This is a genomic window from Patescibacteria group bacterium (assembly GCA_038065315.1).
In the GTDB taxonomy this organism is placed as follows: Bacteria; Patescibacteriota; Minisyncoccia; order Phycocordibacterales; family JBBTRF01; genus JBBTRF01.
The window spans coordinates 21,715-38,371 of the sequence record JBBTRF010000002.1; the positions used below are offsets into that span (position 1 = coordinate 21,715).

The 16,657-nt window shown below is 52.3% G+C and carries 16 protein-coding genes; 12 read left to right on the plus strand and 4 right to left on the minus strand.

From position 1 onward, the window contains the following. The first annotated feature begins 1 nt into the window (after nucleotide 1). The 8 genes from AAB391_03835 to AAB391_03870 are packed head-to-tail and all read left to right on the plus strand — an operon-like array spanning nucleotide 2 to nucleotide 8,974. Entirely contained in the window at nucleotides 2-1,228 is a 1,227-nt protein-coding gene (locus AAB391_03835; protein MEK7645414.1) for a glycosyltransferase, read from the plus strand. Between the two features lie 7 nt (nucleotides 1,229-1,235). After that, nucleotides 1,236-2,528 carry a glycosyltransferase gene (locus AAB391_03840; GenBank protein MEK7645415.1) on the plus strand — a complete coding sequence of 431 codons (1,293 nt, stop codon included), beginning with the start codon at nucleotides 1,236-1,238 and terminating at the stop codon, nucleotides 2,526-2,528. Nucleotides 2,529-2,574: 46 nt separating this feature from the next. Further along, nucleotides 2,575-2,964 (plus strand): GtrA family protein, encoded by a 390-nt coding sequence (locus AAB391_03845; protein MEK7645416.1) that lies wholly within the window; start codon nucleotides 2,575-2,577, stop codon nucleotides 2,962-2,964. Continuing rightward, a complete protein-coding gene (locus AAB391_03850) occupies nucleotides 2,961-4,007 on the plus strand; it encodes a glycosyltransferase (protein MEK7645417.1) in 1,047 nt (348 codons plus the stop codon). Before AAB391_03845 ends, AAB391_03850 begins: the two co-directional genes overlap by 4 nt. Continuing rightward, nucleotides 4,004-4,660 carry a methyltransferase domain-containing protein gene (locus tag AAB391_03855; protein ID MEK7645418.1) on the plus strand — a complete coding sequence of 219 codons (657 nt, stop codon included), beginning with the start codon at nucleotides 4,004-4,006 and terminating at the stop codon, nucleotides 4,658-4,660. Before AAB391_03850 ends, AAB391_03855 begins: the two co-directional genes overlap by 4 nt. Continuing rightward, the gene (locus tag AAB391_03860) at nucleotides 4,653-5,864 is read left to right on the plus strand and encodes a glycosyltransferase (GenBank protein ID MEK7645419.1); all 1,212 of its coding nucleotides are present in this window, start codon (nucleotides 4,653-4,655) and stop codon (nucleotides 5,862-5,864) included. The genes AAB391_03855 and AAB391_03860 overlap by 8 nt, the downstream gene beginning before the upstream one ends. Nucleotides 5,865-5,888: 24 nt before the next feature. Next, nucleotides 5,889-7,310 (plus strand): glycosyltransferase family 39 protein, encoded by a 1,422-nt coding sequence (locus AAB391_03865; protein MEK7645420.1) that lies wholly within the window; start codon nucleotides 5,889-5,891, stop codon nucleotides 7,308-7,310. Next, complete coding sequence (locus AAB391_03870; GenBank protein MEK7645421.1) at nucleotides 7,307-8,974, plus strand: glycosyltransferase; 1,668 nt, start codon at nucleotides 7,307-7,309, stop codon at nucleotides 8,972-8,974. The genes AAB391_03865 and AAB391_03870 overlap by 4 nt, the downstream gene beginning before the upstream one ends. Here the strand turns inward: AAB391_03870 and AAB391_03875 are convergent. Genes AAB391_03875 through AAB391_03890 form a run of 4 tightly spaced genes read right to left on the minus strand, consistent with a single transcriptional unit; the run spans nucleotide 8,971 to nucleotide 12,385 of the window. Continuing rightward, nucleotides 8,971-9,894: an alpha-1,2-fucosyltransferase gene (locus tag AAB391_03875; GenBank protein ID MEK7645422.1), complete on the minus strand. Its 924-nt coding sequence runs from the start codon at nucleotides 9,892-9,894 to the stop codon at nucleotides 8,971-8,973. The genes AAB391_03870 and AAB391_03875 overlap by 4 nt on opposite strands. Beyond that, nucleotides 9,887-10,678: a DUF268 domain-containing protein gene (locus AAB391_03880; GenBank protein MEK7645423.1), complete on the minus strand. Its 792-nt coding sequence runs from the start codon at nucleotides 10,676-10,678 to the stop codon at nucleotides 9,887-9,889. The genes AAB391_03875 and AAB391_03880 overlap by 8 nt, the downstream gene beginning before the upstream one ends. Then, nucleotides 10,668-11,570: a glycosyltransferase family 2 protein gene (locus AAB391_03885; GenBank protein ID MEK7645424.1), complete on the minus strand. Its 903-nt coding sequence runs from the start codon at nucleotides 11,568-11,570 to the stop codon at nucleotides 10,668-10,670. The genes AAB391_03880 and AAB391_03885 overlap by 11 nt, the downstream gene beginning before the upstream one ends. Then, nucleotides 11,567-12,385, minus strand: coding sequence for a hypothetical protein (locus AAB391_03890; protein MEK7645425.1), 819 nt, complete (start codon nucleotides 12,383-12,385; stop codon nucleotides 11,567-11,569). The genes AAB391_03885 and AAB391_03890 overlap by 4 nt, the downstream gene beginning before the upstream one ends. Before the next feature lie 72 nt (nucleotides 12,386-12,457). On the opposite strand from AAB391_03890, the gene AAB391_03895 reads away from it, so the two are divergent. The 4 genes from AAB391_03895 to AAB391_03910 all read left to right on the plus strand — a co-directional run bounded on the left by AAB391_03895 (nucleotide 12,458) and on the right by AAB391_03910 (nucleotide 16,576). Beyond that, nucleotides 12,458-13,522 carry a zinc-binding dehydrogenase gene (locus AAB391_03895; protein ID MEK7645426.1) on the plus strand — a complete coding sequence of 355 codons (1,065 nt, stop codon included), beginning with the start codon at nucleotides 12,458-12,460 and terminating at the stop codon, nucleotides 13,520-13,522. A gap of 26 nt (nucleotides 13,523-13,548) precedes the next feature. Then, complete coding sequence (locus tag AAB391_03900; GenBank protein MEK7645427.1) at nucleotides 13,549-14,511, plus strand: thiamine pyrophosphate-dependent dehydrogenase E1 component subunit alpha; 963 nt, start codon at nucleotides 13,549-13,551, stop codon at nucleotides 14,509-14,511. Nucleotides 14,512-14,526: 15 nt separating this feature from the next. After that, the gene (locus tag AAB391_03905; protein MEK7645428.1) at nucleotides 14,527-15,588 is read left to right on the plus strand and encodes a transketolase C-terminal domain-containing protein; all 1,062 of its coding nucleotides are present in this window, start codon (nucleotides 14,527-14,529) and stop codon (nucleotides 15,586-15,588) included. 202 nt (nucleotides 15,589-15,790) lie between these two features. Then, nucleotides 15,791-16,576: an endonuclease/exonuclease/phosphatase family protein gene (locus tag AAB391_03910; GenBank protein MEK7645429.1), complete on the plus strand. Its 786-nt coding sequence runs from the start codon at nucleotides 15,791-15,793 to the stop codon at nucleotides 16,574-16,576. Nucleotides 16,577-16,657: the final 81 nt, after the last annotated feature.

A 16,657-nucleotide genomic window follows, 5' to 3' on the forward strand; every position in this document is an offset into this window, starting at 1 on the left:
TATGAAGCGAATCCTCATTTTTTCCCTTGTCTACTATCCGCGCTTCATTGGAGGGGCTGAGATTGCGATCAAGGAAATCACCGACCGAATTTTGCCTTCGGACATTGAATTCGATATGGTGACATTGCGGCTTGACAGGCGCCTCCCGAAATACGAGAAAATTGGCAATGTGAACGTGCACCGAGTTGGTTTTGCGGGAGATTGTGTCGACTCAGCGGATTCATTGAAGTTTCCGTTGAAATTGAACAAGTACTTGTTGCCATTTATTGGAGCGTGGAAGGCGCGACAATTGCATCGAGAGAAAGCATACGATGCGACGTGGGCGATGATGGCCAACTATGCCGGCTTTGCAGGACTCTTCTTCAAGTGGTTGCGGCCGGAGGTGCCTTTTTTGCTCACCTTGCAAGAAGGCGATCCAATTCCGTATATTAAAAAGCGAGTGGGGTTGCTGTACCCAATCTTCCGACAGATCTTTGTGCGAGCCGATCAGGTGCAGGCGATTTCGCAATACCTTGCTGACTTTGCAACAGAGATGGGACACACGGGAAAAGTGGCAGTGGTGCCGAATGGTGTGGATGTGGAGCACTTTGCACATCGCGTGCCAGACATTGAACTGACCGCGTTGAAGGACGCGCTGGGAAAGAAATATACCGATGAATTTTTGGTGACGACGTCACGACTGGTGGTGAAGAATGCGGTCGGGGATATTATTCGCGCGCTCGCGCTGTTGCCAGAACAGGTGAAATTACTCATTCTCGGTGTTGGCTATTTGGAAAATCAATTGCGTCAGCTCGCGCGCGAGCTCAAAGTCGCCGACCGCGTGCAATTTCTCGGCCACGTGTCGCACGTAGACATGCCAAAGTATCTTCACATCTCCGATGTCTTCGTGCGACCAGCGCTTTCCGAAGGGTTTGGTAATTCCTTCATTGAGGCTATGGCGGCTGGTATTCCGGTGATTGCCACGCCAGTGGGCGGCATCGTTGATTTCCTCACCTCTCCTGAACAGACGGCGAAGATGGAAGCCGAGCGTGGCAAGTATGCAGCGAAGCCCGCAACCGGACTTTTCTGTCAGGTGGAGGATCCAAAGAGTATCGCTGTACAGGTGAAACGATTGGACGATCGACAGCTCCGTGATGTCTTGGTGCACAATGCCAAGGCGATGGTGGCCGAGAAGTATGATTGGTCGCTGGTCGCTCGCAACATGAAAGATTGGTTGGGCAAGGTATAATATGTCCATGAAGCGTTCCCAGCTCCCCGCGGTAGTGATGGTCTCGACCGATCTCTCTATTCTCAAAGAAGGGAGCCCGGCGCATCGCCGCATGCGTGAGTACGGTAATTTGTTTGCCGAATTGCACATTGTGCTGTTTACCCGACGTTTTGGAAAACGTGCGTCGAGAATGGGCGGGTCGAATGTGTCACGTGGCGTTCTTGTGCCCGCGACGATTCAGATCGGTCAGAATGTCTTGGTGCACAGCACACAATCGTGGAGTCGCTGGTGTTTTGTGCGGGATGGCGTGCGCGTGGGTCGCGCGGTGCTCGCGCGCCTGCTCAAGCGCACGCCGTCGAATCAGATCGTCATCTCCACACAGGATCCATTCGAGACCGGCTTGGTGGGGAAGCGACTCGCGGATAAGTTTGCCTTGGCGTTGCAGGTGCAGGTGCATACCGATTTTATGTCTCCGTATTTTTGTTGGCCAACATTCTCTTTCGTCGGCTTGTTGAATCGAATGCGTCGTCGCATTGCGCGCGCCGTGCTGGCGCGCGCTTCTTCGGTGCGAGTGGTTTCGGAGCGCATTAGAAAATCGCTCATGGGTTCTCATGTTTGGCACCCAGATCACATTCAAGTCTTGCCGATCTACGTCGACCCATTTGCCTGGGCGCTTTCGCAAGATGTACACGCTCGAGTGGGTGGCGAAAGGGAGGCAGATTGGGTACAGTTGCCGCATTGGGAAACGACAGGTTTGATGGCCTGCCGGCTCACCAAAGAGAAGCAGGTGGACCTCGCTTTACGGGCCTTTGCCAAGGCGGTCCGGGTGGCACCGAAAACAGGTCTTATTATCGCCGGGGAAGGCCCAGAAAGGCCCCACCTTGAGCGTTTGGCCCGTAAACTAGGAATTGAGCACCAGGTGCTTTTTGTAGGCTGGCAGAGGCGTTTATTGCCCTTCTTCCATTCGGCCGATTTTCTGCTTTCCACTTCGCTTTTCGAGGGGTATGGGATGACGATGGTGGAGGCGATGCTCGCCGGTATGCCGGTGATTTCCAGCGACACAGGTATTGCCGGCAGTCTGCTGATTGATGGTCGAAATGGGTACGTGTTTCCATTGGGCGCAGGGAATGCGAAAGAAGCCGAAAATCAGCTCTTCACCAAAATGACCAAGCTCATCATGCATCCGGAATTGCGCGAACAGTTTGGCGAGGCTGCTGCGCGCGATGCGCGCAAGCATGCCTACCCGAGCCACGGGGCGTATCTGAAGGCGTACCAAGAAGGCGTGCTGTCCGCGTTGAGTTCACGGGTTTCACGCGGCTAATTTTTCTATCATGCCTCCAACTCAACTTCCACTTCTTGAACGCTGTATGTTGGTTGTACGATATGGCATCGCCGGGGGCACTGCCGCGGCCATTGATGTCGGTTTTCTGTATGCACTGACGCATTACGCCGGTTGGTATTATCTATATGCCGCAGCATTCGCCTACACATGCTCTTTTTTTGCTCGGTTCTTCCTCCAAAAACATTTTGCATTCCGCGCCGCCGACACGAAGACAGTCGCTTTCGAATTTGGTAGCTACGCCGTTCTTTCCGGCTGGAGTGTGGTGGCGAGTTTCGGTCTCCTGAAGCTCTTTGTTGACGGCTTCGGTTGGTGGCCGGTATACTCGCAGGTCGCAGTGACGCTCCTCATTGCGGTGGTGAGCTTTTTTGTGTATCGTTTCGTTATCTTCAAGGCCAAGGGGGCGCCAAACGAATGAAACTCCTCATCATCACCCAAAAAGTCGATCAGAATGACCCGGTGCTTGGATTCATGCATGGTTGGCTACATGCCTTCGCCGAGCGATCGGAGAAGTTGACCGTGATCTGTCTCCAAAAAGGCGAGCATGCCTTACCGCCCAATGTGCGAGTGCTGTCGCTTGGCAAAGAAAGTGGTGTGCCGCGCTGCGGGTATATTGCGAATTTTTTCCGCTATGCGTGGCAGTATCGTGCCGACCACGATGCTGTGTTTGTTCATATGAATCAGGAATATTTGCTTCTCGGCGGCTGGCTCTGGAAATTGCTCGGCAAGAAATGCTTTATGTGGCGCAATCATCATTCGGGTGATTGGCGAACCCATCTGGCGGCGATGTTCTGTGGCGCAGTGTTTTGCACTTCGAAATATTCGTACACTGCGCGTTTCAAGAAGACCAAGCTGATGCCGGTGGGGATTGATACGGAAATTTTTAGGCCGACCTCATCGATTTCGTCCGGTGCGTCCTCGATGGTCAATCGAAACGTTCTTTTTCTTGCGCGCATGGCTCCGGTGAAGAAGCCGCACGTGCTCATTGAGGCTGTTTCGATGTTGGCAAAAAGAGGCGTGGCCGTGAAACTTGATTTGTATGGTGACCCGTTGCCGGCCGATGTAGGATATTATGAAGGCTTGAAAGATATGGTGAAGCGCGAAGGGTTGGATGAGCAGGTGAAGTTTTTTGCAGGTATTCCAAATATGCAGACGGTCGCGGTGTATCAGTCGCATGACGTGTGCGTGAATTTGAGTTCGAGCGGGATGTACGACAAGACGATTTTTGAGGCGATGGCTTGTGGCAGCTTGGTGTTGGTATCAAATCGCAACCTGGAAGGTGTGATTGATTCACGTTGTATATTCAAAGAAGGTGATGTTGCGGACTTGGCGGCAAAGCTATCTGCGTTGCTCAGTCTCAGTATTTCCGAACGGTCGAATATCATTGCGCGATTGAGGACTGTCGCGGAAGAAAACAATCTGAAGACCTTGGTGGGAAGGCTAATTACCGCGATGTCATGATTGCCCCTTCTCACATTTCTCTGTTTTGGTATTTATTGAAGTCTGTGTCGAAAGGACAGAGCGTGTTGCGTGCGTTGATGAACCGGTCTCTGTCTGATGAGATAATCCGCAGGAAAGTGGTAGACGTTGGTGGTGGGCGACATCCGGATTATTTTTCTTTTTTGAAAAAAGAAGGAGATGTTTCAATTGAGGCGCTCGATGCTTCGATCAGCAAGATTGATTTTGAAAAAGATGTGTTGCCGTACCCTACGGCTTCTGTGGATACGGTGATCTGTTGCAACGTTTTGGAGCACATCTACCACTACATTTTTTTGACAGGAGAAATGCATCGGGTGTTGAAGCCGGGGGGCTCGTTGATAGGCTTCGTGCCTTTTTTGATAAACTATCATCCCGATCCGCATGATTATTTTCGATACACCAAGGAATCGCTCGTGCGTATTTTTGGGGAGGCCGGTTTTTCCAAGGTGGCCGTGCGGGAGGTGGGTGCTGGACCGATCTTGCTGAATTTCAACAATATTGTGTTGTCGTTGCCGATTTTCTTGCGACCGCTTTTGCTGCCGTTCTATTATTGGGCCGATGTCATAGTCCTGGCGCTGCGGCCGGGTTTGCGTACACGCTATCCGATGGGGTATATTTTCGTTGCACATGCGTAATCTTTTTCTCATTTTTCATGGGAGGTTTCCGAGCGAGAAGGCCGCGGCTTTGTTTGCCGCGAAGAGCGCCGAGGCGTTTGCTGGCCAGGGACTCGAGACCACCATCGTGGCGCCTCGACGCCTCGGCCGCTCGAAGCAGTCGGCCTCGGCCTTTTACGGCGTTCGTGCCACCTTCGGGGTCGAGTATCTACCCGTCATCGATCTATTTTGGTTGCCATTCGTAAACCGCTTTTCGACCACACGAAAAATAGCCTTCTTTGTCAGCTTCGCCAGCTTCAGCCTCTCGTGCACCTACTTTTTTGCCATCCGACTTGCCAAAAGAGCGACGCGTTCCGAGACCATACTCTTCTCAAATGAATGGCTGCCACTTTTGGCACTGTCCTTCCTCTCAAAAAACACATTCTACGAGATGCATGATTTTCCAGAGAGTGGCCATGCTTTCTTTGTCCGCTTTCTGTGCCGGATGCGCTGGGTATTGATCCATAATCGCTGGAAGTCCGAAAAAGCACAGAGCCTTTTCGGAATCGACTCGGAGAAAATCCTATGTCGGGCAAATGCCGTCGACATCACACAATTTGCGATACCGCTTTCGAAGGTCGAGGCTCGCAAGCAGCTGACTCAGGCACATCCATGGATCGCCGCTCTCGCACCAGATACAAAGCTGGTGATGTACACAGGACATCTCTATGGCTGGAAGGGAGTCGACACTCTCGCTGCTGCGAGCGCTCTGCTATCTCCTAATACAAAGACGATCTTTGTCGGCGGAACACCGGCTGATGTTGCATCTTTCAAACTTCGACACGCCGAAGTAATCTCGAACGGCAAGGTGGTGGTGATCGGTCACCGACCTCACACCGAGATCCCTGTGTGGCAGAAGGCTGCCGATGTCCTGGTGCTCCCAAATACCGCGAAGGAAGATATCTCTAAATACTACACCTCGCCAATGAAGCTGTTTGAGTACATGGCGAGCAATCGGCCGATTGTTGCTTCGGATATTCCGTCTATCCGCGAGATTGCCGACGATCACTCAGTCCTTTTTGTACCCGCCGACGACGCAGAGGCACTCGCGAAAGGCATTTCCAGGATGATCGACGAACCAGCGCTTTCCAATAGTCTCGCAAGGGCCGCATTTGAGCAGGTGAAGGCAAATACATGGCAGGCCCGCGCCGCGGAGATTTGCGCTTTTGTCCATCGGCAGAAATAGCGGAATAGCACAGGATACATTCACATGAAACTCACGCTAAAGAATTTTTTCAAAACATATCGCTGGGAGACCATCATTTTTGGTGTCGCTCTCGCGTTACGTCTCGTGCTATTTTTTGTGAACTTACAACACAATCAATACGCCTTGATCCCGACGATCCACGCCGACGATGGTTGGTATGAATTGAGTCAAAGTGCTTTGCGACAACACGGATTTCTTGGGGAAGTGGACCCGCCTTTCCGTGCCAACCCGCTACGACCACCGCTGTGGCCGTACCTCATCGCGCTCTTCGCCTTCGTATTCCAGAGTTACTGGGCAGTGGTTTTCATTGAGTTGATCGCCAGTGCTTGTATCCCGGTGTTCGGCTACCGACTCTGTCGGCAGGTCTTTTTGGGCAGTTTTTTGGCTGACGCCGATCGTGTCGCGAAATGGGTAAGCGTAGCGATGGTCGTTTCGCCATACCCCGTACTTCTTTCGTTTCTTTTGTATTCGGAAACGTGCTTCACTTTCTTCCTTCTTCTCGGACTTATTTTCTTGTTCCGATTTTTCAAGGAGCAGAGTTGGCGTATGCTCGTCTGGTCGGCAGTGTTCCTCGGCTTGGCGACCTTGGTGAAGCCGACCATTCAGTATGTGCCGATCCTCGTGCCGCTTTTCATGCTCTGGTATTTTTGGCAGACGATGACGAAAAAGATAATTTGGCAGATGCTCGCCTTCGTCCTTGTCTTCATGGCAATCTTGATGCCATGGCTGGTACGAAACCGGGTTGAATTCGGCGTTTGGGGGATGAGTGCTCAGCCGGCATTCAACCTCGCGGTGTATCTGGCCCCGACTGTTCTGTCGATCGACAACCGCACGAATTTTCAGACTGAGCTCGATGCTATTAGAAAGCGACCAGGGTTTGATGAAAACGGTATCACTTTGGTGACCAGCAAAACGTACGCCTCTGAAGCTCTTGCGACCATCTTCCAACATAAAACCGCCCTTGTACAATCTGTGGCGAACACGACCATCACCTTTTTCACCCACGACGGCATGCTCACTATTTTGCAATATTCTGGAATTGTCGTGCCCAACATTCTCACCAAGCCTGCCTTGTGGCTGCTACTGCATGAGCCGCTGACCTTGCTGAAGGCAATCAGCCACTACGCATTCTCTCCGGCGATCCTCATTCTCATCTTCCGCATTCTTTGGATAGTGATCACGGTATTCTTTCTCCGGGGCGCATATTCCGCGCTTGCACAAAAAGACAAAAACGGGAACCGCTCAGTCGCAGACAAAAAGCTCCTCGTACTTGCACTTTGTATCGTCCTGTACTTCATGGCCACCACCTCGATCAACGGACTCGGCGTGAATGCCCGTTTTCGCGTACCGGTGGAGGTGTTCATCTTCATGTTCTCGTTCTATGGACTTTTTGAGGCAAGGCGTACTATACTGTCGAAACTATGAAATTGTCGATCATCATCCCGTGCTTCAATGAGAAGGCCACGATTCGTGAGATTCTGAAGCGAGTACAGAGTGTGCCGCTCGTGGGCTGGGAGAAGGAGGTCATTGTCGTCGACGATGCTTCGACCGACGGAACTGTCGATATTTTGAAGGATCTGTTGGCTAAAAAGGGCGAAACGCAGCCTGGTCTGAAGGTCTGTTTCCAATCAAAGAATGGCGGGAAAGGCAGTGCGGTGAAGCGCGGCATCGCCGAAGCGACCGGCGACTACCTGCTCATCCAAGATGCTGATCTCGAATACAATCCGGCTGAGATTCCGAGCTTGCTCAAACTCATTGGCACCAAACTGCCTGATGGACGGATCGTGGATACAGTGTATGGGTCGCGTAACCTTTTTCACGTAGCACGCAAAGGCTTTTTGATCCCCCGCGCTGGTGTGTGGCTGATCACTAAATTAGTTGACCTCATGTACGGACAAAAGCTCACCGATGTCTGGACGTGCTACAAGCTCTTTCCAAAAGCGGCGGGGAAGTATTTTGTGGCCGGCGGCTTTGAATCGGAAATTGTCTTCACACTCGCAGCGATTCGCAAAGGATACGTGATCGCCGAAGGGCCGATTTCCCACGCACCACGCGATGTGGAGCACGGCAAGAAGATCCGCTACCGAGATGGGGTTCACGCGATCATTGCCATTTTTTCTGACCGACTGCTGCATCTCAGAAAGCCGGCTCATGAGAATGTGAAAAATATGGAGACGTACCAGGCGGCTCTGCGTGCACCGCACACATTGCAATCCCTTGCTTCGGAGGTTCTTGCGGCTACGGCTATTCAGGGTGAGCAAAAAGGTTTGCGCGCTGTCGACGGTACGTTTTTTCGTATCGATGAAGCCGGTCGGCCGCATTTGATCGAGAAGGCAGTCTTTGAATTGAACGAAGACGAGCATGTCTCCGGGATCAACTGGCTGAAATCGTTTCTGAAACAGTTTCCGAAATTGTACTACGCTGTGTGGCAGGTGGTGTGTCCAGTGATGATGCTGAAAAATGGACCGTCCATCCTCTGGAAACATGTTGAGAAGATGAATGGTGGGAAGCCGTTGGTGATCGATGTTGGATCCGGTCCGGAGCGTCTCGGCAAGGATCTGGTGAATCTCGACGTCTTTCCATTTCCTGAAGTGGATATTGTGTCTGACGCGACAGCTCTGCCTTTTGCGACTGGTTCTGTGGATGGGGCAGTGAGTGAGTCAGTGTTCGAACATGTGCCACGAGCTGATTTGGTGGCGAAAGAGATGGTGCGCGTGCTCAAGCCGGGCGGCTATTTCTATGTGAGTGCGCCGTTTATCCACCCATATCATGCTTCGCCGGACGACTTCAATCGCTGGACGGTGAGCGGTCTGAAATTCCTCTTTACCGATCCCGAGCGTATGGCTGGCATGGAGGTGGAGATTGTGGAAACCGGCGTGCGATCCGGCCCATGGAGCGCCCTTCTGCTGTTTTTGGCATATTGGCTTGGAGTCCTATTCTCCTTCGGCTACAAGCCAATTGCACCACTTTTAGCCCATATCTTCATGATCCCGCTCGGTCTCCTGAAATATCTCGACTACTTCTTCATGGTGTGGCCAGGCGCCGATGCAGTGGCGACTCATTTGTATGTGATCGGGCGGAAGCGCTAGTAGTGGACCCAGGTGCAATATTTGTTGGGGAAGAAAGTGTTTTTTCCGGCATAGTATCCCCAATCGACTGGTTCGTTGGTCATCACGATGTGCGGAATGTTGCCGTAGTATGCCGCAAAGTCTCCGAAGGTGCTGTTGGAGCCAATCACGACATCGGCCTGGGCGAGCATGAAAAGATCCTCGACTGGTCCGTTTTTTGAGACGACAATGTTGAGACCGGCGAATACTGATTCATCGATCGGGCCGTCGGAGGCGATGACGAAACAGCTGTCTTTCGCGGCAGTACCGGCGTGCTGTAGGTATTCATTCAAGATTTCCCGTACTCGTTTCTGCTCGATGAAGTATGCGCCGTTCCGCCAAGTGCGATAGTCGCCTTGGCGGACATGTACCCCGACAATATTCTGATATCTTTGTCTGATTGGTGTCAGAAGATCGTTCGCCGTTTTTTGGATTGAGGGCTTTGGCGCAAAATACGCTCGAATCTCATTTCGATATTTTTCCAAACCGACTGGGTTGCGGAAGAGCCAGCCGTCGAGGTATGAGCAATGTCCCGGCAAGGCCTCTTTCGATGTGGTCGGTGCAAGATAGAAGGGGATGTTGTCTGGATGCTCGTATGAAAAGATACGTTGCTTTTTGGTTAGAAACATTACGCGAGCATACCAAGAGTACGCTTTGCGCCAAAGTCGGCGACGGAAGGCGGTCTTGCGGCCGCGGTAGTCTTCAAAAGGGAGAAAAAAAGCCACTTTAAAAAGCCAATTGGGCGCCGCAGACATTTCAAAGCTACTGCCATATTCAAAAAAAGATGGGTTTTTGAGGTCGAGTCCGCGCTCCAGGCAGTATGCGTAGATGCTGGCGTAATTCCAGAGCTGGTTGGCGAGCTCGTTGCCGCCGGCCCCTATAATTGAGATTTTTTTAGACATGTTTCGGACTCTTTTTGAAATGATAGAGACCGGTGCCAAAACCACGGGCTCGGTCGTACGTCTCATACATAGAGTCGCCGTAAATATATTTTTCTTCGACGACGACAAGGCCGGCAGCGAGTTCGAGCAGGTATTCGCGAGTGAAGGCCCGATGTGCGTTGAAATACACCTTGCTTTCACTGTCCACTGGCACGGTAAGGTACAGTGAGCCGCCTGGAGCGAGTACGCGAACCAGTTCTTTGAGTGCTTTTTCTGAACCGAGGGTATCGAGGGGATCTCCGTAGCGGCCGAGGCCAATATGTTCGATCACGCAAATAGAGCTGAGCGATGCAATCTCGCCGTCTTTGAAGGGGAGCTCAAGAATACTTCCTTTGACAAAAAAGAGTCCCGAAAGGGAAAGGGGAATTGGTCTAATGTCTACCATTGTTGTCGGCGTGAATTGTGAGATGATGCCGACCATGCTTGCTTGAGAACCAATGTCGTAGTGGTGGGACGGTTTCTGCTCAAAGATTTTTTTCGCACACCAGCAGCCTTGGAAAAAGTACACCGGGTCGAGGTGGTGGTTTGTCGTATTGTCGTAGATGCGAGGGTAGATGTCTTCGGTTTTCTGAATGAACCGAGGGTTGATCGGGAGTTTTTGGAATGCTCGATACTCAGAAAGAAAACGGGACAATAATCTGAGTTTTGTGGCAAAAGAATACTTATTTTTTAGCGCGCGCAGGCAAACTACAGTCACCTTAAGCGGCGCCACTTTCTTGAGCGATTGTCGGAGGTTAAATGACATACGAAGAGGCTTTTCTTTCTACAGGCTTTCCCTGTTCATCCAGTGCAATATAGTACAGATTCCGTTTTGGGAAAAGGGTGCGGTAGGTGAAAGAAAAGATTGGAGTGAAAAGTGGCGAGGATAATTTTGATCTCAACCAAAAGAACATCTTTACTTTTTTGTTGAGTGGGCCGGACTCTCGAGAAAGTGTTGCTTGTTCTTCTCTGTATTGTTTCATGTTGGTACTGAGTTGTCCGACGGAAGATCTGAATGAGCTTACTTCAGCATCGAGTGACCAAAGGGGGGTGACTTTTGCAAACTGTAGCCATAGAGAGTAGTCTCCAGCAAGCTTTAATGCAGGATCAATACCCCCAGCCTTATTCCACAACTCCTTACGCCAAAAGACGCTGTCTTGGTGGATGAAGTATGCGTTGCGGCCGTAGAACCCGCGAGCAATCCACTCTTGGTTGTATAGATAGCATCGTCCTCGTTCGGTAATGGCAGAGCGTTCGTCGATAAAAGACGTGATGCCTTTCAGCCAGAGAATGTCTGGGCGCGCAGAGAAGACAGCAGCGATTTTTTGGAAGGCGCCGGCGGCGTAGATGTCGTCGGCATTGATGTACGCGTAGACATCGCCGCCGGCGCGTGCGAACCCTTTGTTCACCGCATCATACATCCCAGCGTCTTTTTCCGATGCCCATTGCATCGTCACTTTTTTGCAGCGCGCCGGCACCAGACCCTCATCGACTTTTCGTTGCCATTCTTCCAGCAACGCGATAGTGCCGTCAGTGGATCCACCATCTTGCACGATATATTCGATTTCGAAATCTCCCGCTTGCGAAAGCACGCTCTCTATCGTTTCGGAGAGGAAGCGCTGACCGTTGTAGACGGGGGTGACGATGCTAAATTTCATTTCTTCATCAGTCCGAGTGCGCGGAGGGCGCGCTTGATGTAATACTTGGTGTAGCCGACGACGCGCGCCCAAGTCATCGGCGGCTTGTGCGTCTGCTGTGAGTCACTGAGAATCGTCCACGGCTTCTTCAGGATCGGCAATTTCCACTCGTCATTTTCTCGCGAGTAGCGATGCACGAACAATTTCTGTGTCGGATTTTCATACGGAAGGCAGTCGATGAGGAACATGAAAGACGAGTCAATCACGTGGATCTCTTTGGCTTTTTCGAACATCAGACAGTAGTCGATGATGTTTTCCGTAAATTGACGCTGCGGGCTGAACACTTCGAGGCCGGCGCCAATCTTGTCACGCTTGATAAGATATTGTCGAGGCAGGTCTTCGTGGATGAAGGCATAGTCGCCCTTCGGTGCCACTTTGTCGAACAACGCCTTTTCACGTACAGGATCGCGCTCAATATGGAAGCTGTCCCATTTTTTCTCGAGCGGCACGCCGGCGAGGGAGTAGAATTGCTTTTCGAGCTGGCGACCGCCCCATTCGTCGAGGAATTCGAAACCAATCAGCCTCACTTCGTCGTAGTGGTCGGGACCGCTACCGTTGCCACTCTCGCTGGCGATGTATTGTCGAGCAAAGGCATCGTTACCCTGGATGATATTGAGGTTCTTGAGGTCACGATACATGAAGGCGACAGAAGGGTAGTTGTGGGGGTAGCAAAACAGCGCTACTTTGTCGTATTTTTGGCAATATTCACGCACGATGCCGTGACACATGAAGTGGTCTCCGAGCCCAAGATGGTGATACAAAATGACGCTAGACATAGGGTGTTTGTTACGATAATATGGCTCTATATCGGTCAGTATACCATATCTATTTTATCCTCATTAATTCCAATGAAAGACGTCAAAAAAGCGATGAAAGCGGCCATACTCGAGACGATTGACGCGCCGCTCGCTATCGGAAATGTCGAACTCACTGACCTCACTTCCGGCCAGGTATTGGTGAAGGTGCTGGTGAGTGGTATTTGCGGGGCGCAGCTGCAGGAAATCGCGGGGAATAAAGGCAATGCGAAATTCGTCCCGCATTTGTTGGGCCACGAAGGCTGCGGTATTGTCGAGGCACTTGGCCCAGATGTGACGCATGTGAAGGTGGGCGACAAGGTGGTGATGCATTGGATGAAGGGTGACGGGATCGAAGCCGATTTTCCGACCTATATTTTGAATGGCAAAAAGATTCGCAGCGGCAAGGTGACCACTTTCAGTGAGTACTCGATTGTGTCGGAAAATCGGCTTACTGCTGTACCGCACGAGACGCCGAATGACCTCTGTGCGCTGCTGGGCTGCGGACTGTCGACTGCACTTGGTGTGATGGAGAACGAAGCGCAGGTGAAGCCGGGTGAGAGTGTGATGATTGTGGGCGCCGGCGGCTTGGGTCTCAATCTTTTGAACGCGGCGGTAATCGCCGGCGCCAAGCCCATCATTCTCGTCGACGTTCACGAAAGCAAGCGCAAGATGGCGGAGTCTCTCGGTGCACACCTATTCATCAATTCAAAGGAGAAAGGTATCAAGGAAGAATTGACCGAAAAACTGAATCTGAAAGACGTGGATGTGATCGTCGACACTTCCGGCAACAAGCACGCAGTCGAAGCGACCCTTCCGCTGCTCGGCGGAAACGGTCGCTATATTTTCGTCGGTCAGCCGAAACCGGGCGAAACCATTGAGCTCAAAAATGCACACCACATGTTCGACGGAAAAGGGAAGACTATCAAGGCGACTCAGGGTGGAAAATTCAATCCGACAAAAGACATCCCGCGTTATTTGCAAATGCACAAGACCGGCGCATTGAAAATCCACCATATCATTACGCATCGCATCAGCCTCGACAAGGTCAATGAAGCGATCGACATGGTGCGAGCGGGCCAGGCTGGACGAATTATTATTGATATTTGTCCAAACTAACCCGCGTGACGCACACGAACACTAAAATGTCTACATCCCTCCTCGACGCTTACAAAAAAATGCAGTTGATCCGCATCACTGAGCAAGAGATCGCGAACTTTTATTTGGCCAACAAGGTGATGAGCTTCGTGCATTTCTATGTCGGACAGGAAGCGGTCGCAACAGGCGTCTGCGCGGCGCTGGCGAGTGGCGACAAAGTGATGGGTAACCATCGTTCACACGGCCACTATTTGGCGAAGGGCGGCGACTTGAAACGCATGGTCTGCGAGTTGCTCGGCAAGGCGCACGGCTCGTCGAAAGGGAAGGGCGGTTCGATGCACATGATCGACAAGTCGGTGAACTTTGTCGGCTCCACCCCGATTCTCGGTAGCGTGGTACCACTCGCGTGCGGTGCGGCTTTTGAACAAAAATATAACAAGAAAAACGACCTCACCGTGTCGTTTGTCGGCGACGGTGCTTCCGAAGAGGGTGTGGTATACGAGACGATCAATCTCGCCGCGCTTTTTAAACTCCCATATCTCATTGTGGTAGAGAATAATCTCTATTCGGTCAACTCGAAAATAAAAGACCGGCGCTCTGAAGGCTACAATGTCGAAAAGATCGTCACCGGCCTCGGCGCGCAGTATATGAAGGCTGACGGTAACGATCTCGAAGATGTGCTCGCAAAGGCAACCGCCGCCGTCGCGAAGATCCGCGCTGGCGGCGGACCAATGGTGCTCGAGTGCATCACTTATCGTCACATGGCCCACAGCGCGCCGCTCTTTGATGACGCTCAAGGTTATCGCGAAGAAGATCCGCTCGAAAAGCGCCTCGAGCGCGACCCAATCAAGCGCTTGAAGCAAACCTTGCTCACTGCGGGTACTTCCGAGGAGCAACTCGCCAAGATCGAAAAGGAGACTCGAGATACCGTGCTCGCTGCAATCGCCTTCGCGAAGGATGCGCCATTTCCGGCGAAGGAGACTTTATATACTGACGTTTACGCGAAATAACTTTTGAATACTTGTATGCCCGAACGAATCATCAAATGCAACGACGCGATCAGGGAGGCCACCGACCAGATGATGGCCGCTGACCCAAGTGTGTTCGTGATCGGTCTCGGTGTCTCATACAAGAATGGCGCGGACGGGACCACTGCAGGGTTGAAAGCAAAGTATCCGGACCGCATCTTCGATGTTCCGGTCTCCGAAGCGGGATTCACTGGTATGGCAGTGGGTGCGGCGATCAGCGGCTTGCGCCCCGTCATTCATCATGGTCGCATCGAATTTGCACTGCTCGCCTCCGACTCGATCTTCACCCAAGCCGCAAAGTGGAACTATATGTTTGGCGGCGACAATCCGGTGCCGGCGGTCTTCCGCATTGCCATCGGCCGCGCCTGGGGCAATGGTCCGCAGCACACGCTCTCGACGTATTCTATGTTCGGCAATGTTCCCGGCTTGAAAGTGGTCATTCCATCGACGCCATACATGGCGAAGGGTCTACTGGTCTCTGCTTTGCGCGATCGCAGCCCGGTCGTCTTTCTCGAAACCCGCTATTCATACGGCATGAAGCAGCATGTGCCCGAAGAGCTATACGCCGAACCGCTCGACAAGGCGAAAGTGTTTCGAACAGGGAAGAGTGTCACGGTCGTCGCGTATGGTGACGGTTTTGTTGGCGCGCTACAAGCCTGCGAATTGCTCAATGCGAGCGGCAACGGCACAGACGTTGCAGATATCGACCTGATCGATCTCGTGAGCATCAATCCTGTCGACCACGAGACCATCACTCGTTCGGTGCAGAAGACCGGACATTTGTTGTGCATCGATACGACGATCGATTCATTTAGTGTTGGCTCGGAGATCATCGCAAAGGTGGCGCAGAACGGCGCGATCAGACTGAAAAAGGCGCCGGTCTCGCTCGCGTGTCCGAATGTTGCCTGTCCAACCTCGACTGCACTCACTGAAGGCTACTATCCGACCAAAGTGGACATCGCGAACGCTATTTTAGCCCTGCAAGGGAAGCCAGCGATCAAGTACGATCTTTCTTTTGACGATTTTCATACTCACGCCGCATTTGTGATCCAGGGTTAGATTGACGGAAAAGCTTCGAAAATAACGTCAAAAAGCCTTATAATTGGCCGCAAAATAGACATTGACAGTAGCATTAAAATATGCTACAATTGAGACCGGTCAGGAAATGCCCTGTTTGGCATGTTCCGAATTTGAAAAAACAGCAGAAAACGCAATAAACCAGGCCCTAAACAGGCCGCAAACCTCTTGAAAGGAGGCCGCAGTGCAACGTCAACAGTTCAAGCTCATCACGCTCAACGTTGGTCGCGGACTTTCCGGCATCGACCGGATCATTACCTTCCTACGGGAGCAGCAGGCCGACGTGCTTTGCTTGCAAGACATCAGCGCCGACCATATCGCCTCGTTCCCCGGAGTGTTCGGTCCGTCGATGCACTTCGTGCCGATGTGCCGCCACCACTTCAGGGGACTGGGCCATGTTCCGGTCGGCGTCGGCATTTTCTCCCGGTTTCCGCTCGCCAGCACCTCGGCGCATGCTTACGTCGGCAACATTCAGCCGGTCTTGGACATCGACGGCGTCACCTACGGCGAAAATGGCGCTGCCGCTCCGACGGATCTGGATCTGGTCCGCAAGACCGAATCCCGCGTCGCCGTGTTCGCCAACGTCCAGTTACCCGACAACGTTCAAGTCCGGGTTGGCACTACGCACGGGGTTTGGACTCCGGGCGGAAAAGCGGACGAGCATCAACGCAAGGCTACGCGCCTGCTGCGCAACTGCATGAATGAGCAACTGATTGACGGTGGCCTGATAGCCGGCGATTTCAACGCTGCCACTGGCGGCGAGATCTACGGCATTATTGCCGGCTCGGAGCACTATCAGAGCGTTATGCCGGGCAGCATCACCAACACCGTTGACTGGGAAGTTCGCGGCAAGAAAGGCCCGGAACTTGTCGTGGATCACGTCTTCGCCGCGCATGTCGCCGTTCCGGAAGTGGCTGCACACTTCGGTGTGAGTGATCATGCCGCGCTCTCGGCCATTGTCCGGGTGTAGCGGATTACTCGAAATAACAAGTGATACTTCGCAACTTCCTCGCGCCATCCGTGGCCGAGGGAGTTTTTTCTTGTAGACATT